Origin of the sequence: Undibacterium sp. Rencai35W (genome assembly GCF_049340185.1) — a bacterium.
Taxonomy (GTDB): domain Bacteria; phylum Pseudomonadota; class Gammaproteobacteria; order Burkholderiales; family Burkholderiaceae_D; genus Undibacterium.
Genome location: NZ_JBMPPC010000007.1, coordinates 137,039 through 158,261, shown reverse-complemented (window position 1 = coordinate 158,261; position 21,223 = coordinate 137,039). Strand labels below are relative to the sequence as shown.

Sequence of the window (21,223 nt, the reverse complement as noted above, 5' to 3'; positions counted from 1 at the left end):
CGCTGCTAGCAGCGCCCTAAGTAAAAATGAGTAACGGCAAAAAACCAAACAATCTCAGAACGGCTTTAATTTTGTTTTCGGTTGCCTTGGTGTTTTTTATTGGTGTATTCGTCAAACAAACCTTGCGCTGAGGCTCAGGGTATGTCGGATGAATTAGATCAAGCGAAATCAGGTAAAAATAAACTCAACGCTACTATGTTGAGCAAGTTGCTGGTGATCGCTGTGCTGATGTTTGGCTTTGGATATGCCTTGGTACCTATTTACAAGCAGATCTGTGAGTTGACGGGAGTGAATATTTTGACGCCGAAAGATATTTCGGTGAAAGAAATTACGAACTCTCAAATTGACCGCTCGCGGGAAGTCACCATTGAGTTTGATGCCAATACACAGGGGCCATGGCGCTTTCGTCCTACGGTATCAAGCATGAAAGTGCATCCTGGTGAAATGGCACAAGTAATGTATGAGGTGGTGAACAAGCAGTCATATAAAATGGATGCTCAGGCTATCCCTAGTTATGCGCCACAACAAGCCTCGGCATTCTTCAAGAAAATGGAATGCTTCTGTTTTAAGCAACAGACCTTAGAAGCGAATGAAGCCAGACAGATGCCCGTCGTGTTTTATATTGATCCGGCGCTGCCAAAAGATGTGAAGACCATTACTTTGTCTTACACGTTTTTCGAGGTAGGTGGAAAACCTAAACTGGCTGATAAAGGCGTATGACATGGATGAGCTGAAGCAGGCTAGTAAGCGTAAGATTTCTTTTTTTGCCACGATGAAAGCCGTATTCTGGTCATTTTTAGGGATCCGAAAAAAAAATGATTATGAGCAGGATGCGGCGCAATTAAACCCAATTCACGTCATCATCGCCGGTATTCTCGGTGCATTGATTTTTATTACGATATTGGTGTTCATAGTAAAAGCTGTAGTGGCAAAGTAAGTCAAAATAAGCAATAAATAAAGTAATACTTCAAGTTTAAAAATTGTATCGGGAGATGGAAATGAGTTCTCAAAACGCTAACGCACCGTACTACTTTGTGCCTGGACCATCGCAATGGCCAGTTCTGGGTGGGGCGAGTTTATTGTTGACTATGATCGGTGCATCAGCATGGGTCAACGGTATTACTTGGGGTGCTTACCTCAATTTTGCAGGTATTTTTCTGACTTTGGTTGTTCTCTACAACTGGTTTGGTGATGCAATCGCTGAATCTGAAGGCGGTAAATACAGCGCACGTATTGATGTGTCTTATCGTTGGAGTATGAGCTGGTTCATTTTTTCGGAAGTGATGTTCTTTGGCGCATTCTTCGGTGCTTTGTTCTATGCGCGTAGTATCTCTATGCCTTGGTTGGCGGATCTTGATCATAAGGTTTTATGGCCAGATTTCGCAGCACAATGGGGTAATGCAGGCCCGGCAGGTACGATTGAAGCATTCAAAACCATGGGTCCTTTCCCTATCCCTACCATCAATACGGCATTGCTGTTGACGTCTGGTGTGACACTGACAATCTCTCATCACGCGCTGCGTGAAGGCCATCGTGCGAAAACTGCGTTCTGGTTGTTTGCTACGGTGTTGTTAGGCGCAGTGTTTATGGGTTTTCAGGCGTATGAATATATGCATGCATACAGCGAACTGAACCTGAAGCTGACTTCAGGTATTTATGGTTCTACATTTTTCATGCTGACGGGCTTCCACGGCTTCCATGTCACCATGGGTGCAATTATGTTGTCCGTTGTTTTGTATCGTGTCATGAAAGGCCATTTCACTCCTGAACAGCATTTTGCTTTTGAAGGTGCCGCTTGGTACTGGCACTTTGTTGACGTTGTATGGCTCGGTTTGTATGTCGTCGTATATTGGCTATAACTGATACACTTGCCATACACAAAAAAGCCGCACAATGTGCGGCTTTTTGTTAGTTGTGAATAGTTGATTGCTTATTTATCTGATGCCAGTTGGTTGAATCAGTCCAAAATGATTTGCCAGTAAAATCAAGAGAAACAGGCTAATCGAAAAACCAACCCGAAAAGCCAGCGCTTTGACGGTACGATTACTGCGGCCTTTATCTTTCATGAGGTAAACCAGTGCAGATCCCATGCTAAAGATGATCAGAAAGAAAGCGATTGCTACCAGGATTTTCATGCTGTTCTGCCCACTCATAAAACCTCTATTGTAATGCTTAATAAGTTTCGTTTTCGCTGGATTCCTCTATTGATCACACTGTTGCTCTGTGCGATCGGTATAAGTCTGGGACAATGGCAAACTCGCAGGGCGCAGGAAAAAGAAACAATTGCCCAGGCAATGCGCGAGCGCGCCAAGTTACCGGCTTTATCTTCTCAGGTTCTATTTGCCTCCCTTGGTTCCGTATATCGGCGCGTCAGCTTAACGGGACATTTTGTCTCTGAGTGGCCTCTTTATTTGGATAACCGGCCATTAAAAGGTGTGGCAGGATTTTATGTTCTTATGCCGTTTAAGATTGAAGGTGTGGATCAGTTTGTTTTGGTCGGCAGAGGTTGGCAAGCACGTAATGCACATGACCGGGTAAATATGCCGCCGCTAGTTACCCCTTCGGGAATCGTGCAGCTAGAAGGGCAATTGCATGAAAATTTTGGTCATGTAATGCAGTTAGGGCAAGCTGAAGTCATTAAACCTGGTGCAGTCTTGCAAAATGTAAGTCCAGCAGAATTAGCACAAAAAACAGGGTGGAAAATACATCCTCTGATTGTGGAACAAACCTCGGATTTAGCGGACGGATTAAAGCGTGATTGGCCGCTGCTATCAGATGGTTCTGATAAACATCGGGCCTATGCGTTTCAGTGGTACGCCTTGTCATTGATGGCAATTATATTTTTTGTGGTTACAGGATATCGTCGTGGAAAAACCGAATAGTAAACATGCAGGTCGCTGGAAACTTTTATTGGTCTTAGCCGTTTGTGCTGCACCGATGCTTCTCTCTTACCTGTTTTATTTTGTTATTAAACCCGAAGGCAGAACTAATTATGGTGTCATTCTGGACCCCCGATCCTACCCTATGCCTAAACTTGATGCGCATTTGCTAGGCGGTGAGTCAAAAGAGCTCGATGCGTATAAAGGTAAGTGGATCTTGCTGCAAGCCGATAGTGGTGAGTGCGCCGACGCATGTAAGAAAAAAATGTACGACATGCGGCAGTTACGCCTGATTCAGGGAAAGGAAATGGATCGCATAGAGCGTGTCTGGCTAATTACTGACAATAAACCCGTAGATACCGTTTTAATTCGCGAATACGACGGCACGCGCATGTTGAGCGTAAGTCAGGATAAGCTCAAATCCTGGCTGCCAGTGGATGCGAATACTGTTATCAGCGATCATATTTATATAATTGATCCGCTAGGTAATTTGATGATGCGTTTCCCAAAAGATGCCGATCCGAACAAGGTGAAGAAGGATATCGGTAAATTATTGAAGGCATCGGCAATAGGTTAAATATGTGGATGCAAATTGCAATTACGGCTTTGATTCTTGCGACGATTCCGCTGAGTCTTGTCTGGCTGTCAAAGGATCAAAGTAAATATCACAAACTCATCTCGGTCAGTATGTTTCTGACTTTTGACCTGATCATGTTTGGCGCATTTACACGTCTGACTGACTCAGGTTTGGGCTGTCCGGACTGGCCCGGTTGCTACGGCGAGGCCAATCCATTCCAAGCCCACCATGAAATTAGTGCCGCGCAGGCATTGATGCCGACCGGACCGGTAACGTTGTCAAAGGCATGGATAGAGATGATCCATCGTTATCTGGCGATGAGTGTGGGTATCTTGATTGTCGCGCAAATGGTTTATGCCTGGTGGCGACGCAAAGATTTATTGACCTCACCCTGGTTGCCAACGTCGATATTTCTTCTTGTGTGTGTACAGGGCGCATTTGGCGCCTGGACGGTGACTTTGAAGTTGCAGCCGGTGATTGTGACGACGCATCTTTTATTGGGCATGTCACTGCTTGCCATTCAAGCCTGGTCACTGGCCAGTCAGAATCAAATGCAAGCCACAGCTACTACACAGAAATTAAAGCCTGAACCACTCGTTACTTTTGCAACCATAGCGCTCATATTACTCACAATACAAATCGCTCTCGGTGGCTGGGTTAGTACTAACTACGCTGCTTTAGCTTGCCAAGACTATCCCTTGTGTCATGGTGTCATTATTCCGGAAATGGATTTTGAGCATGGTTTCAGCTTATGGCGTCAGTTGGGTCAGAAAGCCGACGGATCATTTTTGCCCTTCTCTGCACTGGTCGCGATTCATTGGGTGCACCGGAGTTTTGCCTGGCTGGTGATTATTGCGGTCCTTATTACCGCCTGTCTGGCGCGTAAAAAAACTGATGTGGCATCGCTGGGCCGGTACTTACTGATGGTTATCGGAGTTCAGTTTTTGACAGGCGTTTCGACTGTATTTTTCTCGTGGCCCTTGTTTCTCGCCGTGTTACATAACGGTGGTGCGGCCTTACTTGTCCTGCTACTGAGCATGTTAAACTACCGCCTTAGACACGTGGTCAGTGTATCGGCAACAACCAGTAATAAAAAGTAGCACGCGTCCTCCTCCCCTAGATTTTCTATGACATCACTTAGTATTCCATCCAGTCGAATGGCTCAATATTGGGCTTTGACGAAGCCTCGTGTCACACAATTGGCGGTATTTTGTGCGGTGATAGGTATGTTCCTAGCTACGCCAGATTTGCCAGATTGGCGAATCGTCGTCGCAGCAACGATCGGTATCTGGTTATTGGCAGGAGCAGCATTTGCCGTGAATTGTCTGGTTGAGCGTGAAATTGATGCTCGTATGGCCAGGACGGCAAGACGCGCTTCGGCTCAGGGTGAAATCAATCCTTTGCAGATCTTGATTTTTTCCGGCGTCATTGGTGCACTGGGGATGTGGGTTTTGTACACCATGGTGAATCCACTCACGATGTGGCTCACTTTTATTACCTTTGTCGGATATGCGGTTATATATACGATTATTCTGAAGCCGGCGACGCCACAAAATATCGTGATCGGTGGCTTATCCGGAGCGATGCCTCCGGCGCTTGGCTGGGCAGCGATTGCGAACGACGTTCCCATGCAAGCCTGGCTTTTGGTATTGATCATTTTCATCTGGACGCCACCGCACTTCTGGGCTCTGGCAATGTATCGCCGTGATGACTATGCCAAATCCGGCTTACCGATGCTGCCAATCACGCATGGACTGGAATTCACTCGTTTTCATATCTGGCTATATACGATTGCTTTGTTCGCGACCACCATGCTGCCTTATGCCGTGCATATGAGTGGATTAATTTACCTGGTCAGTGCGGTTATTCTCGGTACGATTTTCCTTTGGTATGCATGGAGAATTTATCGTCATTATGATGACGTGCTTGCCCGTAAGACGTTTGCTTTTTCTATTATTTATTTATCGTTGCTGTTTGCTGCATTGCTGGTCGATCACTACATTAAATTATGACTCCATTAATTCGCTTTGCCAGCGTGCTGCTGATGTTATTCATGGTGGCATGCAGCAAACCTGCTCCACAGTTTACAAATACGGACTTGACGGGTCTGGACTACGCCAAAGACTTTTCCTTGACTGATCACAACGGCAAAGCACGCACCCTGTCTGATTTTAAAGGGAAGGCTGTCGTCATCTTTTTTGGCTACACACAATGCCCGGATGTCTGTCCTACAACCATGGCTGAAATGGCGACAGTAATGAAGCAATTGGGAACCTTATCCGATAAGGTACAGGTCTTGTTTGTGACGGTTGATCCAGAGCGCGACACGCAGGCTTTATTAGCTGCATATGTGCCTAATTTTGATCGCAGATTTCTAGGAATGTACGGTGATGCGGCAGCCACGGCTAAGGTCGCGAAAGATTTTAAAGTGTATTACCAAAAAGTGCCGGGAAAGACGCCAGGTTCCTACACGATGGATCACACTGCAGGTAGCTATGTATTTGATCCTGAGGGACGAATACGCTTGTTTTTGCGTCATGGACAGGGCGCTGAACCGATTGTCCACGATCTGAAATTACTTCTGCAATAAAAAAAGCACTCCTTGGAGTGCTTTTTATTTAGGCTGATTCCAGATCATGCAAAACTAGCCAAAGCGCCTTTCATCTTCTTCAATGCAGCGCTTTCGATCTGGCGGATACGTTCCGCAGAAACGCCATACTCATCAGCTAATTCATGTAATGTTGAGCCAGAACCATCATCATTTTTTAACCACCGTGACTCGACGATGTGACGCGAGCGCGCATCAAGTTTGGACAAGGCGCTTTCTAAGCCTTCGCTTTGCAAACGATCACGTTGACGGGCTTCCAAAACACGGGTTGGTTCTTCGCTTTCTGTTTTCAGATACGCGATAGGTGCAAACTTATCGTCGTCATCGTCAGTTGGCGCATCCAGAGCAATATCTCTTCCGGATAAGCGCATTTCCATTTCGATGACTTCTTCGCGTTTGACATCCAGAGTTTTAGCCAATGCATCAACCTGTTTAGGTGACATTGAATCTAAACCTTCTTTATGACTACGAAGATTAAAGAATAATTTACGTTGTGCTTTAGTCGTCGCCACTTTGACCAAGCGCCAGTTTTTCAAAATGTACTCATGCATTTCTGCTTTGATCCAGTGCATCGCATAGGACACAAGGCGCACACCCTGATCAGGATCGAAGCGTTTCACGGCTTTCATCAGACCAATATTGCCTTCTTGAATCAAATCAGCATGTGGCAAGCCATAACCGAGGTACCCGCGGGCGATGGATACAACCAGGCGCAAGTGCGACATAACCAGTTGTTGGGCGGCGCTCAAATCATTATTTTGGGTAAGTTTTTTCGCCAGATCGATCTCTTGCTCGTGCGTGAGCATAGGCAAGCGGTTCACCGCTGAAATATAGGCGTCAATATTACCCAGACTGCCAGTAAAGCCTAAAGCGAGCGCTGTGCTATCCGAAGATGGCATCACAGATGTCGATGATTGATTCATTCTTCCTCCCTATTTGCTGCCGATTTAGCCACAGTTTTGGGCTAAACCACCAATTTCAAGTTCTTATATTAGCACTCTCTTGAGTTGAGTGCTAATACTCGAAATTTATATGCTTAATATAGAAAAACTATATTAAAAAATAATGGTTAATTTGAAACTGCTATTGATAATTAGAGGGGTATTTAAGAAAAAAGTTTCGGATTATTTGGAAGTAAGTGCGTATCGGCACCCCCCTCGCAATTCCTCTTGGATTGATCATTAATCAGGTCAGCCGCGATAGCTGTCTTCTCACCGATAGAAAGGCACCACATAGTCCGAGCACGACGCTGGTTGCAAGCAATACTATGCTGGCTACCAGTCCCAGCGGTACTAAGTGAAACTCCGATGCATATAACTTAGCAAATTCTGCAATGGCTTGATTGAGCGGGCGCAAAGACAGGGCAATTAAACCCAAAGCGATGCCACCGGCAAGAAACCCCAATAAAGCGCCGGTATAGTAGTAAGGTCTATGGATGAAGCTATTGGTTGCGCCTAATAAACGGGCAATCGCAATTTCTGCCTGATGGGAAATCACCTGCAAGCGCGTGGCATTAAAAATCACCACGACCACGACCACACTTAGTGTAATCGCCAGAAAGAGTAAAGATAGCTGCAATACCTGCACCAGTGCAGCCAATCGTTTTACCCAGGCAGAATCCACTTGTACCACATCAACTCCCGGTAAGCTTTTAAGCTGCTGCGTTAAGAATTCAACTCGATGTGCGTCGGAATTTGACAAGGACAAAATGTAAGCGTCGGGCAGCGGGTTGCCACCCAAAGTAGATAGCACTTCTGCCAGACTAGATGTTTCTTCTAAGGCGGCAAGCGCTTTGTCTTTCGTTACAAAATTAAGCTTTGCGCTGATATTCGCATCTTTTAATAGTTTTTTTATTGTGAGCGACAGAGCGGTTGCATCTGATCTTGCGGTGTCAGGCGTAAGAAATACGCTAATCTCCGGTTCAATGGAGAGTTGGGCAGAGACAGGCCGAATATTTTCAATCAGCGTCAACCCTGCAATCGGTAATGCGAGCGCAATCGCTACTACCAATACATTGAATAAAAAATTGCCCGGACCAGAGCGTAAGTGCGACAAGGCACTTTTAAGGGCAAACAAATGCTGACGTAACCAGATGGACATCGATTTTTTCCTCTTCTTCCCTGGACTATGCTGCGATGGGCGATTGCCATGCGTCTGACAATTCACCTTTGTTCAAATAAATGACGCGGCTTGCCTGATCCAGAAACTGTTCATCATGGCTAGAGATAATGCAGGTCACGCCTGCACTTTGAAAGGCTTTCAGCGCGCTGATGACTTTATTTGCATTATCGCGATCAAGAAATGCTGTAGGCTCATCAGCCAGAATGATTTGTGGGCGGTTGACAATGGCACGGGCGATTGCAACACGTTGCTGCTCTCCGCCAGAAAGCGCGAGCGGAAATACATCGGCCTTATCTGCCAGATTGACTTTGTCGAGTGCAGCGCGCGCTCGGGTTTCGGCTTCTGCGGCAGATGCCCCAGTGACAATCAGCGGCAGCATGACATTTGCCAGCACGCTTCTGTCGAGAAGCAAGCCTTTGTCTTGCAATATCAAGCCAAGCTTACGTCGTAAATAAGGCAAGCTGCCTGATTTAAGCTTGCTGATATCCTGACCGTTCACACTGACTACACCAGTGCTGGCGCGTTCTATGCCCGCGATCATTTTGAGTAAGGTTGATTTACCAGCTCCTGATGGTCCGGCAAGAAAAATCAGTTCTCCATCATTGATCTTCAGCGATATATTGCGCAGCGCATAAGCGCCGTGCGCATATTGCTTGGAGACTTGCTGGAACTCTATCATCGGCGTGATCCTTTTAATTCAACAAGGCGTCTACAAATTCCTGGGCATTGAATGGTTGCAAGTCTTCTATCTGCTCACCGACACCAATGAAATAAACCGGGACAGGGCGCGTCTTAGCAATCGCCGCAAGTACGCCTCCTTTGGCGGTACCGTCCAGTTTCGTGATCACCAGACCAGTTAAGCCCAGTGCATCATCAAATGCCTTTACTTGCGCCAGTGCATTTTGTCCTGTGTTGCCGTCGATGATTAACAGCACCTCCTGAGGTGCGCCATCCATGCCTTTTGCAATCACGCGCTTAATTTTTTTCAATTCTTCCATCAGATGCAACTGCGTCGGTAAACGGCCTGCGGTGTCTACCATCACTACATCGGTGCCGCGGGCCTTGGCAGATGCGACCGCATCAAAAGCCACCGCAGCCGGATCGCCGGATTCTTGAGAGATCACCGTGACATTGTTCCGCTCGCCCCAAATCGTCAATTGTTCACGTGCCGCTGCCCGGAACGTATCGCCAGCGGCCAACAACACGGATTGTTGGTGGCTTTGCAGATGTTTCGCGAGCTTGCCTATGGTTGTTGTTTTACCGGCACCGTTCACACCGGCAATCATCATCACCAAAGGTTGGTAGCGCCCAAGCTCTAGAGGCTTTTGTAATGGTGTTAATAAGTCCAGTAACAAAACTTTGAGTGCTGCTTTCACTTGTTCTGCTTCGGTCAGCTTCTGTTCTTTAACTTTTTTCTTCAAGCCATCTAGTAAAAATTGGGTTGCCTCGACGCCTGCATCCGCTGTTAATAAAGCGGCCTCCAGCTCATCGTACAGGTCGTCATCAATTCTCGCGCCAACGAATAAGGTGGTCAGATTCGACGAGGTTTTTGAGAGTCCGGCTTTAAGACGGCTTAACCAGGATTGTTTTGGTGTTGCTGCATTGATATCGCCCGCCGCAGCCGTGGTCACGGGCGCTGGTTCGGCGGGCGTGATAGCCAGCTCTGCTGCCTGGGTTGCGACAACCGGCGGGAGGACGGTTTCTTCTTTGGGTTTTTTCTTGAAAAAGCTAAACATCGAGGATAGTGGAGACTCTGAATATGCGACAGATTGGAATGTCGCCATTCTAACAGACGGAAGTTTGTTGGGGCAGCAGTACAGACTGCGTCATAATCCGGGATTATCCGTTCGGTCGCTATCATTCGTAACAGCGCAAGTGGATGCAGCGCTCGAAGGCATGGTCATCGTGATTTGTGTGCGAGCGCTATTGCGACAATCGTGTATCTGGCGATCTGCCGAAGTGGTTGTTCTGCCTTGCAGTCAGCATTGTCGTCACGTCCTGCCATCTCGCCAACTATATACTTGCTGCTTTTCTAGTAGAAAGTCCGGGATAATGCGACCTTATTTACATACGTAGAATCCCTCTACATGTGCCACCAACAAAATAAAGATCAGTAACCAATGAAAGCCCAGGCAAAGAAACCCGCCAAGCCGCCAGTAGCGCACAAGCGCGTGCCTCATCAGGTACGCATTATCGGCGGTGTATGGAAGCGTAGTGTGCTTAGCGTCATTGACGCAGAGGGATTGCGTCCTACTCCTGATCGTGTCAGAGAAACGGTTTTTAACTGGCTTGGCCACTTGATTGACGGCAGATGGCCGGCGCTTACTTGCCTCGATCTGTTTGCCGGAACTGGTGCGCTGGGTTTTGAGGCCGCGAGTCGCGGTGCCGCCAGTGTCACAATGGTGGAATACCACACACCCGCGTTCAGGCAACTCGATCAGGTCAAGGAGAAGTTGAATGCCAACCAGGTTAACTTGCTGAGAGGGGATGCGCTGACCATCGTTCAGAGCATGGTGGCGCGCCAACAACAGTACGATCTGATTTTTCTGGATCCACCGTTTGATCAGGCTTACCTGCCAAAAATTTTGCCTTATTGTGCAAAACTCTTAAGCGCACAAGGCTTGCTGTATGTCGAAGCAGAGCATGTATTATCGACGGATGGCAGTGCGCAAGAGTCTCCTGAATGGTTGGCAGATTGGAAAGTGATTCGCGCCGATCAGGCTGGTAGTGTGTATTTCCACATACTGCAACGCAACATTATGACGCATGAGGCGCTCGGAAATCAGGCATAATGCCTCTTCAAATTGGTGCACAGACACAAATGAGGGAGTAAAAATGGTCACAGCTGTATATCCGGGAACCTTTGATCCGCTAACGCGTGGTCATGAAGATCTGGTGCGTCGCGCTTCTGGTTTGTTTGACACGCTGGTAGTCGGCGTTGCAGACAGCAAGAACAAAAAACCTTTTTTCTCGCTGGACGAAAGATTGTCGATTGCGAACGAAGTGCTGGGGCATTACCCAAATGTAAGGGTAGAAAGCTTTTCCGGCCTGCTGAAAGACTTTGTCCGTAAAAACGATGCACGTGTGATTGTTCGCGGTTTGCGTGCGGTATCTGACTTTGAGTACGAATTTCAAATGGCAGGCATGAACCGATATTTACTACCGGACGTAGAGACCTTGTTCCTGACACCCTCTGACCAATATCAATTCATTTCAGGCACTATCGTGCGTGAGATCGCCATGTTTGGCGGTGACGTATCTAAATTCGTATTCCCGTCGGTCGATAAATGGTTACAGAAAAAAGTAGCTGAACAGGCGCTCAAGATTGAATTAACTAAGTAACTAACTAAGTAACTAGCAAGTAGTTAAGTAGTGCAATGCAGTAGCAGGAGAACGTATGGCTTTATTGATTACAGACGATTGCATAAATTGTGACGTATGTGAACCCGAGTGCCCGAACGATGCCATTTATATGGGCCCGGAGATTTATGAAATTGATCCTCACAAATGCACAGAATGCGTTGGTCATTACAAAGAACCGCAATGTCAGCAAGTCTGTCCTGTGAGCTGCATTCCATTCAATCCCGCCTGGCGTGAGACCACAGAAGAATTGCAAGCCAAGTACGAGCGCTTGCAGGCGGCTGTTAAAACCGTCTCGTCTTAATATGCTGATCTAGGTCGACTCACACACCCGGTTACGACCCTGATTTTTCGCTCTGAATAGCGCCTGATCTGCATCTTGCAAAAGTTCGCGAGCGACATTATCGATTTTTCCGTAATTCAGGGATTCGGATAGGGTTGATACTCCGATCGAAATCGTGGCCTGGCAACTTCCCATCTGATGAAACTGGAATGGCCGCTCCGCAATACTTTTGCGAATGCGCTCTGCCACCATCATGCCATCCTCTGCACTCGCGTCTACAAGCAGGGCGACGAATTCTTCTCCGCCAAAACGCCCCATTGTATCGCTTAATCGTAGCTCTGCCTTGATCCGGTTGCTGACTTCAATCAGAACATCATCGCCGCCCTGATGACCATAGCGGTCGTTGATCTGTTTGAAAAAATCGATATCCAGATACATGCACACAATGCTGTATTGCTGGCGGCGTGCGCGTCCAATTTCTTCCAGCATGCGTTGCTCAACATAACGACGGTTGCTGACATTGGTTAAAGGATCGGTCAGACCCATGTGGGTCAGGCGTTCGTTGTTGATGACATTTTCCAGGCAGATCGCAATGATGGATGCCATGTGTTCGATGAAATCGGTTGCCATCGTTGCATTGAAACGTGATGCCTGAAAACTCCCGAGATTCAGATAGCCTAATAATTTATTTTGTCGTATCAACGGAACGATGGCTACGCTGGCGGGTTTTTTTTCGGAAGACGCAAACATATTGCCGTGGTCAGCTTGATTGAAGACGCCGAGTACGGGTTTGCGTAATTGCTCGCCATGTATGCGCAGATCGAGTTCGTTCTGCACAAAAAATAATGCAGGAAATTCTTCCGGTGTAATGTTGAGATCCAGGACAATTTTTTGCAGTCCTTTTTGTCTGTCCAGTAAACCCAGCGTCACGATATCCAGCTCCGACATCTTTGCCAGCGTACTGAAAATATTTTCAACCAGTTCACGAAAACTGCTGGTGCTGATCAGTCTCAGATCGAAGTCTTGATGCCGCGACATGATTTGCTGATTCTGATGTGCATGTTCCAGCAGATTCGCCAATTGATTGCGCAACATTGAATTCTCTCTGCGCAATTCGTTCATGGTGAATTGTGTGCTCAGATCCAGTGGTGGTGTTGGTCCTGTCCCCATATCGGCTTTCATGTGCGTTAGGTATCCGGGTTTGCCCAGTATTGTTGATTCACAGACACTAGAATGCTAACTGAAGATCGACCTGATCACCAACATGAATCTGTGAGCCGACACCTTTGCTCACAATCAAATTCATGCCAAAGGTAATACCGCCATCCAGCAGCGGATTCGCACGGTAGGTTTGTAAAATATCGACAGGATCAGGGCCGCTTTCACCGGTGAGCTGGTCCACTGCCGGGATCGTGCAACGGGTGCAGGGTTTGACGGCCTTTAATTGTATTGCGTTGTCAGAGTCGCTTTCAGATTCGCTGTCAGAGCTGTTGTCAGCATTAATCAGGTCGATAAAACCCGCATAGTCTTCTTCAAAAGCGTCGAGTCCCGACAGAACGATATTCGGGCGAAAACGATCCATAGGAATTACCTCACGACCTTGCGATACCAACTTTTGATTCAGGTCGTCGAGTGATGCGGTGGAGGTCAGTAAGAGCGGAAAGCCATCTGAAAACAGCGTACCGACCTCCTGATCGCCGGTCCATTTTTGGCTGGCTAAGCGCCTGCCAGCAGGATTAAACCGCACCAGACGACAAGCTGTCCCTAAGAACTGGCTTAACCACGCTGCTGCCTGATCACCACAGTCGAAGGCAGCTACCTGATCGTCCCAGACTTGGACTTGTAACGATGTTGCCGGCGCTGACTCGGTCGGGCTAAGCGCTATCGATAATGCCGGCATATCAGGCGCAAGCAGCATTAACTGATCGTCTTCCATCGTCGGGCGTATCAATGCCATGCGAGGATGGCTGCGCTGGCTTAAAAATAGTCCGGCCAGATCAACCATCATCCATTCACGATCATGAATCAGGCTTGCGCCGGTCTGAAGTGATAAACCGGATTCGCTTATCTTTGCTGAGCGTAAGTTGATGCCAGCGCAAGATTTAATGGGGTAAAGCGTGAGTTCAGTAATCGTAGGCATAGTTAATATTCACAAATCAAAAATTCATAAGGTGATAAATCGTCGTGATAATCAGGTAATGCGCGGATATTGAATATACTCCCCTCATATTTTTATAAAATACCCCGATTTACGCTGGTATTAAAAGGGTGAATAATAATACTGTATGGGAGTATCATTATTTTGATAGCCAGTAAACCACCGAATATTCAGAAGCACTCTATAAAAACTGACAGATTCAACCGCCGTATCCGCTACGTTAACCCATTACCTACCCTGAAAAGCTTGCCGGTAAGCCGATGGCGAGAGATTAAATTCTCTTGCAAAATAGCGTCGCAATAACAGCGCCGAGCCAAAGCCGGTATCCATCGCGATGTCATCAATCGAGCGCTTACTCGATTCTAGCTGACGTTGCGCCTGTGCCAGTCGCTGATTGAGCAGCCATTTACCGACGGTGGTCCCGGTCAACTGCTGGAAGTGGCGGGTAAAACTGCGTCGGCTCATCAAGGCTTTTTCTGCCAGTTGATCCAGATGTTGCGGCTCTGCAAGATGCCGCAGCATCCATTCCAGCACTGTAGATAAACGATCATCGCTGGCAAGAGTAGGAACGGGTTGCTCGATATATTGTGCTTGTCCGCCCTGACGATGTGGTGCCACCACCAGACGCCGTGCGACATGCGCCGCGGCCTCTGCGCCATACTGAGAGCGCAGCACATGCAAACAGCAATCAATCCCCGCAGCAGTACCCGCTGAGGTAATCACATCCCCATTGTCAACATACAAGACATTGGGATCGAGGTGTACTTGTGGGAAACGCTGTAAAAATTCTTTCGCAAATGCCCAATGAGTCGTTGCCATCTTCTGATCAAGCAAACCCGCTTCCGCCACCACAAACGCGCCCAAACATAACCCAACAATCCGCACACCAGCCTGATGCGCTTTGCGCAAAGCCATCAGCAGTGCGGCCGGAGCAGGTTGCAAATCGCTATACCACGACGGGATCACAATCATATCCGCCCGCGCTAAGGCCGATAAACCATGATTCGTGTTGATCGAAAAACCCGCACTTGTCGTCACCACATGCTTACCCGCCTTCGCCGCGAAGGCACACACTTTCAGCTTAAACGCAGGCAAGTTAAATTCGCCATGCTGCTCGCCGAATACCAGACAAGGAACAGATAAGTGGAACGGACTAATGCCATCAAATGCCAGCACAGCAACCGTTACAGCCTTGGACGCGCGTTGAATCGAGGATGGTATCTTGGCTTGAGTCGGGGGTTGAATCAAAGTTTCCATATGCATGGCCTGATTGTATCGAATATTGGCAATCGGGTCACTTCTTAATCTGGACGATATATCTGAAAATAACAGCACAAACGCAATCGCTGTTTGCCACATCACTTTATCTGGAGAGCTTCATCATGACTACGCCCATATCCATTCCAACCGTACCGAAGCGCGCATTGATAGTGATCGATGTACAGAACGAATACTTTACCGGCAACATGCTGATCGAATATCCAGATCCGCAAATGTCCCTGCGGCATATTGGTCTTGCAATGGACGCAGCCAAGACGGCAGGTATTCCCATTTTGGTAGTACAACATTCCGCACCCGAAAACTCCCCGATCTTTGCACGTGGCTCTACCAATTGGGAGTTACATGCAACGGTCAAAAGCCGCTCTTATGATCATTTAATCGAAAAGTCCATGGCCAGTATTTTTGTTGGTACGGATGCTAAACAATGGCTGGAAAAAAATCATATTGATACCCTGACAATCGTTGGCTACATGACGCACAACTGCAACGCCAGCACCATTTATCAAGCGGCACATGATGCTTATCAAGTCGAAATCTTGTCCGACGCGACCGGCGCTTTACCCTACGAAAACAGCGTAGGATACGCCAGTGCAGAAGAAATTCACCGCGCTTTTAATGTCGTATTTCAATCCAATTTCGGCGCAGTGACCAGCACCGCAGAATGGATCAAAGTAATTAATGCAGGCGATGTGCTGGAGAAGAGTAACGTGTTGGTGTCGCACTTGGCCGGACGTGCGCATCAATCGGCCTAAACGAAATAGGACTTATCAAGCACTAACAACGCACAAACGCAGCTCTAGTAATCTCTCTTGTAACGCTGATATGGCAATCACATCAATATTCAAATAAGCACTCGATAACGCATAAAAAAAGCGTAGCTTGCTGATGCAGGCTACACTTTTTGACGAGCTTTCGTTACTGATGGCGAGAATAATTAAATTAGTACTTAGACGTTAAACAAGAAGTTCAGAACATCACCATCCTTAACCACATATTCTTTGCCTTCGGCGCGCATTTTGCCCGCTTCTTTGGCGCCTGCTTCGCCTTTGCAGGCGATGTAATCATCAAATGCAATGGTTTGTGCGCGGATGAAGCCACGTTCGAAATCGGTATGGATCACGCCTGCTGCTTGTGGTGCGGTATCACCGACATGAATGGTCCAGGCGCGTACTTCTTTGACACCGGCGGTGAAATAAGTTTGTAAGCCAAGTAGTTTGAATGCGGCGCGGATCAGACGATCCAGGCCTGGTTCTTCCATGCCCATGTCGTTTAAGAAATCGGTTTTATCGGCGTCGTCCAGATCGGCAATCTCTGCTTCAATCGCGGCACAAATGGCGACGATCGGTGCGTTCTGTGATTTGGCATAGGCAGTCAGTTGATCCAATAAAGGATTGTCTTTAAAGCCGGTATCGGATACGTTCGCGACGTACATCGCTGGCTTGGCAGTGATCAGGCATAGTGGCTTGATCAGCAGCATTTCTTCTGCATCCAGACCTAATGCGCGCACTGGCTTGGCATCATTCAGACCTGGCATGATGCGCTCTAAGATGGCGACCAGTTTGGCGGCATCTTTATCGCCTGAGCGGGCTTTTTTATTTTCGCGGTGAATCGCTTTTTCTACCGAACCCATATCGGCTAATGCCAGTTCCGTCTGAATGACCTCGATATCATCGAGCGGGCTGACTTTGCCTGCGACGTGGATCACGTTGTCATCTTCGAAGCAGCGGACAACGTTGACGATCGCATCGGTTTCGCGGATGTGGGCGAGAAACTGGTTACCCAAGCCTTCGCCCTTGGATGCACCGGCAACCAGGCCAGCGATATCGACAAACTCGACGATCGCGTTTTGGATGCGTTCTGGTTTGACGATGGCGGACAATTGCGCCAGGCGCGGATCGGGCACTTCTACCATGCCGACGTTAGGCTCAATCGTGCAGAAAGGATAATTTTCTGCCGGAATGCCTGCTTTAGTCAGTGCATTAAACAGAGTGGATTTGCCGACGTTAGGCAGGCCGACGATGCCGCATTTGAGACTCATGATAGTTTGCCGAGTAGGTGAAACGTGATTAGATTAACCCGCTATTTTACTTGAACATCCATTGTGCAAGTCAGTTTTGCTGAGTTTGGGCGGGTTTTACCTGTTTTGAACCCTGGTTGTGCCGGTCAATCAGGTACTCAGACGTCGGAGTGATACCCGATGCAGGTACATCACGAGTGCGACGGCAGCGATCGTCAGACCAACGACCAGTGAAATCCAAAAGCCGGTCGCCGCCATTGGCTGCGCTGGTCGCCATGGTAACCATGCGGGTGCCAGCCCAAGCACACAGCCCAGAGGAATACAGACCCCCCAGAATGCCGCCAGATGAATCAACATCGGTGTGCGTGTCACTTTGTAGCCGCGGATTGCCGACGATGCGGCGACCTGTGCGCCGTCTGACAATTGGAACAGGGCGGCGAGCAAGAGTAAGTTCATGGTGACCTGCTGCACCGCTACGTCACTGGTATAGGCCGCCGCAATTTCATGACGGAATAGCGTAATCATTAATGCAGAAACCAGCGCAAAACCTAATGACATACCGACCCCCACCCACGACGAAAAACGTGCCCTGTGCGGATCGTTTTCACCCAGTGCCTGACCGACGCGGGTGATCGAGGCGATCCCGAAACTTAATGGCACCATAAATACCAGCGATGAAAAATTCAGTGCAATCTGGTGCGCCGATACCGCAGTCACCCCAAAGCGGGCAACCAGCAGACCGATCACGCCAAATGCGCTGACTTCGGCAAAATACGTGACGCCGATAGGCAGTCCCATGCGTAGCATACTGCGGATTTCATGCCATTTTGGCGCTTCTCTGTGCGTAAATGGATAAGTGCCGCGGTAAGCGGGCGCTTTGCTAATCCAGAAAACCATCGCCCCTAACATCAGCCACAAACCCACACCAGTCGCGACAGCACAGCCCGTCGCACCCAGTTGCGGCAGTCCCCAGTGACCATAAATTAATAACCAGTTGATGCCGATATTGAACACCAGTCCACCCATCGCAATCAGCATCACCGGCTTCGTTTGATTCAGACTGGCGGTATAACCATACAGAGCACGATAGCAGGCAAAAGCGGGCAAACCGATGCTAATCACATGAACGAATTCAGCGGCTTTATCACGAACGCTATCTTCCAGATACAGGTGATCAAATATCAGCGTGGACAAATTTAGCAGTACGCATGCCAGGACACCGACCCCCAGCCCCATCCATAAAGACTGGCGGACGATATGCGGAATCTTGTGATCGGCACTGGCGCCGACTTCATGCGCCACAATCGCATTAATCGCCATCATCACACCCATCACCGTCACCAGAACAATTGACCAGAGTGATGCCCCCAGAGCGACTGCGGCCAGATCGTTGGCACTCGCGTGACCCGTCATCGCCACATCCGATACACCCATACCAACGGTGGCGAGCTGTCCAATCAGTACGGGCCATGCTAGCTGCCATAAAGCGCGGGATTCATTGAGGATTTTTGTTTTCATGTTGCGAGTAAAACGGCTGAAGTGAGCGGAGCAAGTGAGGCTCTAATGCGATCAAATAGTTTTTTTGCATTAGCGCGGCAGAAATTGTTCTGCAAAGAAAGCGGTATCTTACCTTATCTGGGTTCACATCCCGGTTCAGCTAGAGCAGATCGCAGAGTTTGTCGAAGCACCCAAAAGGGACTTCTAACAACCCCCACATTAAAAAAATCACGTCGATAGGACTTACTCAAAAACAAGATTTCTCAGCACAGAACCGCAGAGAAAAGACAGAGGCTAAGCAGATCCATCAACTATCGATTAAAGGATTTTTAGAAGCTCCCAAAAGCAAATCCGCATACGGGTTACGGGTTGCAGCCCTGTTTCATGCCAAGAGACGCACCCAGCTTGCGGATTCATTTTTAAATATGTTTTGCGGAAACCTGATGGAGATCTTCCTTGACTTTCAATTTGACTGCTACTAAAGTGATATCACTTTGATGTCATTCAAATGGAGAATATATGGACAAATCTAACAAACCAGCGGTTGCCGCTGGAAAAAAAGTCTTGATGCATGAACGTATCCACTCGTCCCCAGATGGATACCTGATGGTGGCGATTGGGCTCTTGTTGATCGTGGGTGGTGCGTACTGGGCATGGTCTGGCGCTGCGAACCTCGATTTGCCGGGTTTGCTGATTAAATTGCTGACTAGTGTTCTGGGGGCTTTTTTGTTGTCCGGTTTGTACATGTTGCAACCCAATGAGGCTGCCTTACTTTCCTTGTTTGGCCAATATATCGGTACCGACCGTAATCCGGGTTTGCGTTGGGCGAATCCTTTTTATGCAGTGCGTAAAGTTAGCCTGCGCGCCCGTACCCTGAATTCGCCTACCTTAAAAGTGAATGACAAACGCGGCAATCCGGTCGAGATCGGCGCTGCTATCGTATGGCGCGTCCAGGACACCGCTCTGGCTTTATTTAACATCGATGATTTTGAGCGCTTTGTGAATGTGCAGGCAGAAACCGCTATTCGTCATCTGGCATCACAATATGCCTACGACGAAGGCGACGACGTACCAACGCATGAAACGACTTTGCGCGCCGGTCTTGATGAGGTCACCAAGGCACTCAGCGTCGAACTGCATAAACGTTTTGAGTTCGCCGGTATCGATGTCGAAGACGCTAAACTCACGCACCTGGCCTATGCGCCGGAGATCGCGCAAGTGATGTTGCGCAGGCAGCAGGCAGAAGCGATCATCAGTGCCCGCAAAAAAATCGTCCACGGCGCGGTCTCGATGGTGGAAGAAGCCTTAAAAGGTTTATCCGAGCGTCAGATCGTCAATCTCGATGATGAGCGAAAAGCCGCGATGGTCAGCAATCTGCTCGTCGTCTTATGCTCGGATAAAGAGACACAACCGATTATCAACACCGGTACGCTTTACAATTGAGGCTGATTGTTTTCAGTCACTTTACTAATTGAACGGAGCTGGTATGCATCCACTTTTACTGATTATCGGCGTCATGATTGTTACGGTATTAGCGCTGACGATATGCTTCTTCGGGCTAGCCTGGTTGATGAAGATTTTTGGCCAGGAGAAGGTGGAGCGCTTCATCAAATTTCGGATGCAAGGTCCCTTCGTACCAGCGCCTAAGGCAGACAATACAAAAAGAATCAGCGAGTCATCCATATAAAAACGGAGCTTAAAAAAACCGTCAAGAATAAAGGAACCAAGTGTGAATCAAATTAAATACCAGCAAAGTCAGTGGATGAAAGTATTGTGGATCACCTTACCGCTGATCACGCTGATTGTGATGACGATAGAAACCAACGGCCTCGATACGGCCGCGCGCTTGCGCGCTTTACTGACGATGGCGGGAATTAATTTCCTCGTACTTGGCGTGATAGGGCGTCTCACTATCAAGATCGACAGTACGCATCTGCGCTGGCATTTTGGTGTATTCGGCTGGCCCGCATGGAAACTGCCTCTCAATGAGATCCGTCACGTGGAATTATGCGAGACCCGCTGGGTCGAGGGCTGGGGAATACGTTTCACCAAAGAAGGCATGCTATACAACGCTGCAGGCAGCGGTGCTGTAAGGATTACCAAGGCAGACGGCAGCACTATCCGTCTTGGTTCAGCCGAGCCAGACCGCCTGTACGCGCAATTGCATCAGCTCACTGTTCCATCAAGCCATTCAAGCCATTAACGACATGGCCAGTCCAGGGAAAAAATCGTTTTTACTCCGTATCGATCCTGCACTGTGGGCAGAGATTGAACGCCTAGCCGCACAGGAGCTGCGGAGTAGTAATGCGCAAGTCGAGTATTTGTTAAGAGACGCTTTAAGCCGTCGCGGTCGCCTGCCCGACGGCGCTTTGACATCTGAAAAATCAGAGGGCGAATAATTGGCATCAATTTGGCGCAATTTCTGGGCATTAATTTTGCTTA

Annotated in this window: 27 protein-coding genes; 17 read left to right on the top strand and 10 right to left on the bottom strand. The window is 48.2% G+C overall.

Features of this window, described 5'->3' with window-relative positions; genetic code table 11:
• The first annotated feature begins 26 nt into the window (after window positions 1–26).
• The 4 genes from ACO0K3_RS15835 to ACO0K3_RS15820 all read left to right on the top strand — a co-directional run bounded on the left by ACO0K3_RS15835 (window position 27) and on the right by ACO0K3_RS15820 (window position 1,859).
• A complete protein-coding gene (locus ACO0K3_RS15835) occupies window positions 27–131 on the top strand; it encodes a cytochrome oxidase small assembly protein (protein WP_422957382.1) in 105 nt (34 codons plus the stop codon).
• Between the two features lie 10 nt (window positions 132–141).
• Complete coding sequence (locus ACO0K3_RS15830; RefSeq protein WP_422986219.1) at window positions 142–720, top strand: cytochrome c oxidase assembly protein; 579 nt, start codon at window positions 142–144, stop codon at window positions 718–720.
• A 1-nt stretch (window position 721) separates the two neighbouring features.
• Entirely contained in the window at window positions 722–937 is a 216-nt protein-coding gene (locus ACO0K3_RS15825) for a DUF2970 domain-containing protein (RefSeq protein ID WP_422986217.1), read from the top strand.
• A 61-nt stretch (window positions 938–998) separates the two neighbouring features.
• On the top strand, window positions 999–1,859 hold the full coding sequence (locus ACO0K3_RS15820; protein ID WP_422958913.1) for a cytochrome c oxidase subunit 3: 861 nt from the start codon (window positions 999–1,001) through the stop codon (window positions 1,857–1,859).
• A 75-nt stretch (window positions 1,860–1,934) separates the two neighbouring features.
• On the opposite strand, the gene ACO0K3_RS15815 is transcribed toward ACO0K3_RS15820, so the two are convergent.
• On the bottom strand, window positions 1,935–2,135 hold the full coding sequence (locus ACO0K3_RS15815) for a twin transmembrane helix small protein (protein ID WP_422957491.1): 201 nt from the start codon (window positions 2,133–2,135) through the stop codon (window positions 1,935–1,937).
• Between the two features lie 69 nt (window positions 2,136–2,204).
• Here ACO0K3_RS15815 and ACO0K3_RS15810 point away from each other — a divergent pair, with 69 nt between their 5' ends.
• Genes ACO0K3_RS15810 through ACO0K3_RS15790 form a run of 5 tightly spaced genes read left to right on the top strand, consistent with a single transcriptional unit; the run spans window position 2,205 to window position 6,046 of the window.
• Window positions 2,205–2,882, top strand: a complete 678-nt coding sequence (locus ACO0K3_RS15810; protein WP_422986215.1) for an SURF1 family protein — start codon at window positions 2,205–2,207, stop codon at window positions 2,880–2,882.
• Window positions 2,866–3,456 (top strand): SCO family protein, encoded by a 591-nt coding sequence (locus ACO0K3_RS15805; RefSeq protein WP_422986213.1) that lies wholly within the window; start codon window positions 2,866–2,868, stop codon window positions 3,454–3,456. The genes ACO0K3_RS15810 and ACO0K3_RS15805 overlap by 17 nt, the downstream gene beginning before the upstream one ends.
• Before the next feature lie 2 nt (window positions 3,457–3,458).
• Window positions 3,459–4,556, top strand: coding sequence for a COX15/CtaA family protein (locus tag ACO0K3_RS15800; RefSeq protein ID WP_422986211.1), 1,098 nt, complete (start codon window positions 3,459–3,461; stop codon window positions 4,554–4,556).
• A 27-nt stretch (window positions 4,557–4,583) separates the two neighbouring features.
• Window positions 4,584–5,468, top strand: coding sequence for a heme o synthase (cyoE, locus tag ACO0K3_RS15795; protein ID WP_422986209.1), 885 nt, complete (start codon window positions 4,584–4,586; stop codon window positions 5,466–5,468).
• 32 nt (window positions 5,469–5,500) lie between these two features.
• Entirely contained in the window at window positions 5,501–6,046 is a 546-nt protein-coding gene (locus ACO0K3_RS15790; RefSeq protein WP_422986397.1) for an SCO family protein, read from the top strand.
• 44 nt (window positions 6,047–6,090) lie between these two features.
• Here the strand turns inward: ACO0K3_RS15790 and rpoH are convergent, their stop codons facing one another.
• The 4 genes from rpoH to ftsY form a co-directional block, all read right to left on the bottom strand.
• A complete protein-coding gene (gene rpoH / locus ACO0K3_RS15785; RefSeq protein WP_422986207.1) occupies window positions 6,091–6,987 on the bottom strand; it encodes an RNA polymerase sigma factor RpoH in 897 nt (298 codons plus the stop codon).
• Between the two features lie 262 nt (window positions 6,988–7,249).
• Window positions 7,250–8,164 (bottom strand): cell division protein FtsX, encoded by a 915-nt coding sequence (locus ACO0K3_RS15780; RefSeq protein ID WP_422986205.1) that lies wholly within the window; start codon window positions 8,162–8,164, stop codon window positions 7,250–7,252.
• 25 nt (window positions 8,165–8,189) lie between these two features.
• Window positions 8,190–8,864: a cell division ATP-binding protein FtsE gene (locus tag ACO0K3_RS15775; RefSeq protein ID WP_422986203.1), complete on the bottom strand. Its 675-nt coding sequence runs from the start codon at window positions 8,862–8,864 to the stop codon at window positions 8,190–8,192.
• A gap of 13 nt (window positions 8,865–8,877) precedes the next feature.
• On the bottom strand, window positions 8,878–9,921 hold the full coding sequence (ftsY, locus tag ACO0K3_RS15770; RefSeq protein ID WP_422986201.1) for a signal recognition particle-docking protein FtsY: 1,044 nt from the start codon (window positions 9,919–9,921) through the stop codon (window positions 8,878–8,880).
• Window positions 9,922–10,305: 384 nt separating this feature from the next.
• Between ftsY and rsmD the strand changes: the two genes are divergently transcribed.
• Genes rsmD through ACO0K3_RS15755 form a run of 3 tightly spaced genes read left to right on the top strand, consistent with a single transcriptional unit; the run spans window position 10,306 to window position 11,849 of the window.
• Window positions 10,306–10,977: a 16S rRNA (guanine(966)-N(2))-methyltransferase RsmD gene (rsmD, locus tag ACO0K3_RS15765; RefSeq protein ID WP_422986199.1), complete on the top strand. Its 672-nt coding sequence runs from the start codon at window positions 10,306–10,308 to the stop codon at window positions 10,975–10,977.
• Window positions 10,978–11,020: 43 nt separating this feature from the next.
• Window positions 11,021–11,527 carry a pantetheine-phosphate adenylyltransferase gene (gene coaD, locus ACO0K3_RS15760; RefSeq protein ID WP_422958923.1) on the top strand — a complete coding sequence of 169 codons (507 nt, stop codon included), beginning with the start codon at window positions 11,021–11,023 and terminating at the stop codon, window positions 11,525–11,527.
• A gap of 55 nt (window positions 11,528–11,582) precedes the next feature.
• Complete coding sequence (locus ACO0K3_RS15755; RefSeq protein WP_422986197.1) at window positions 11,583–11,849, top strand: YfhL family 4Fe-4S dicluster ferredoxin; 267 nt, start codon at window positions 11,583–11,585, stop codon at window positions 11,847–11,849.
• 9 nt (window positions 11,850–11,858) lie between these two features.
• Here ACO0K3_RS15755 and ACO0K3_RS15750 read toward each other — a convergent pair whose 3' ends face one another.
• The 3 genes from ACO0K3_RS15750 to ACO0K3_RS15740 form a co-directional block, all read right to left on the bottom strand.
• Window positions 11,859–13,010, bottom strand: a complete 1,152-nt coding sequence (locus ACO0K3_RS15750) for a DUF484 family protein (protein ID WP_422986195.1) — start codon at window positions 13,008–13,010, stop codon at window positions 11,859–11,861.
• Between the two features lie 46 nt (window positions 13,011–13,056).
• Window positions 13,057–13,968, bottom strand: a complete 912-nt coding sequence (locus ACO0K3_RS15745) for an MOSC domain-containing protein (RefSeq protein WP_422986193.1) — start codon at window positions 13,966–13,968, stop codon at window positions 13,057–13,059.
• A 246-nt stretch (window positions 13,969–14,214) separates the two neighbouring features.
• Window positions 14,215–15,243: a GlxA family transcriptional regulator gene (locus ACO0K3_RS15740; RefSeq protein ID WP_422986191.1), complete on the bottom strand. Its 1,029-nt coding sequence runs from the start codon at window positions 15,241–15,243 to the stop codon at window positions 14,215–14,217.
• 125 nt (window positions 15,244–15,368) lie between these two features.
• Between ACO0K3_RS15740 and ACO0K3_RS15735 the strand changes: the two genes are divergently transcribed.
• The gene (locus tag ACO0K3_RS15735; protein WP_422986189.1) at window positions 15,369–16,019 is read left to right on the top strand and encodes a cysteine hydrolase family protein; all 651 of its coding nucleotides are present in this window, start codon (window positions 15,369–15,371) and stop codon (window positions 16,017–16,019) included.
• 194 nt (window positions 16,020–16,213) lie between these two features.
• Here the strand turns inward: ACO0K3_RS15735 and ychF are convergent, their stop codons facing one another.
• Both ychF and ACO0K3_RS15725 read right to left on the bottom strand, forming a co-directional pair.
• Window positions 16,214–17,305 (bottom strand): redox-regulated ATPase YchF, encoded by a 1,092-nt coding sequence (gene ychF, locus ACO0K3_RS15730; protein ID WP_422957364.1) that lies wholly within the window; start codon window positions 17,303–17,305, stop codon window positions 16,214–16,216.
• Window positions 17,306–17,434: 129 nt separating this feature from the next.
• Window positions 17,435–18,802 carry an MATE family efflux transporter gene (locus tag ACO0K3_RS15725; RefSeq protein WP_422986187.1) on the bottom strand — a complete coding sequence of 456 codons (1,368 nt, stop codon included), beginning with the start codon at window positions 18,800–18,802 and terminating at the stop codon, window positions 17,435–17,437.
• A gap of 498 nt (window positions 18,803–19,300) precedes the next feature.
• On the opposite strand from ACO0K3_RS15725, the gene ACO0K3_RS15720 reads away from it, so the two are divergent.
• Genes ACO0K3_RS15720 through ACO0K3_RS15705 form a run of 4 tightly spaced genes read left to right on the top strand, consistent with a single transcriptional unit; the run spans window position 19,301 to window position 21,180 of the window.
• Window positions 19,301–20,224: an SPFH domain-containing protein gene (locus ACO0K3_RS15720; protein WP_422986185.1), complete on the top strand. Its 924-nt coding sequence runs from the start codon at window positions 19,301–19,303 to the stop codon at window positions 20,222–20,224.
• Between the two features lie 43 nt (window positions 20,225–20,267).
• Window positions 20,268–20,468 carry a hypothetical protein gene (locus ACO0K3_RS15715; RefSeq protein ID WP_422986183.1) on the top strand — a complete coding sequence of 67 codons (201 nt, stop codon included), beginning with the start codon at window positions 20,268–20,270 and terminating at the stop codon, window positions 20,466–20,468.
• Window positions 20,469–20,510: 42 nt separating this feature from the next.
• Window positions 20,511–20,984: a hypothetical protein gene (locus tag ACO0K3_RS15710; protein WP_422986181.1), complete on the top strand. Its 474-nt coding sequence runs from the start codon at window positions 20,511–20,513 to the stop codon at window positions 20,982–20,984.
• A 4-nt stretch (window positions 20,985–20,988) separates the two neighbouring features.
• A complete protein-coding gene (locus ACO0K3_RS15705) occupies window positions 20,989–21,180 on the top strand; it encodes a hypothetical protein (protein WP_422986179.1) in 192 nt (63 codons plus the stop codon).
• Window positions 21,181–21,223: the final 43 nt, after the last annotated feature.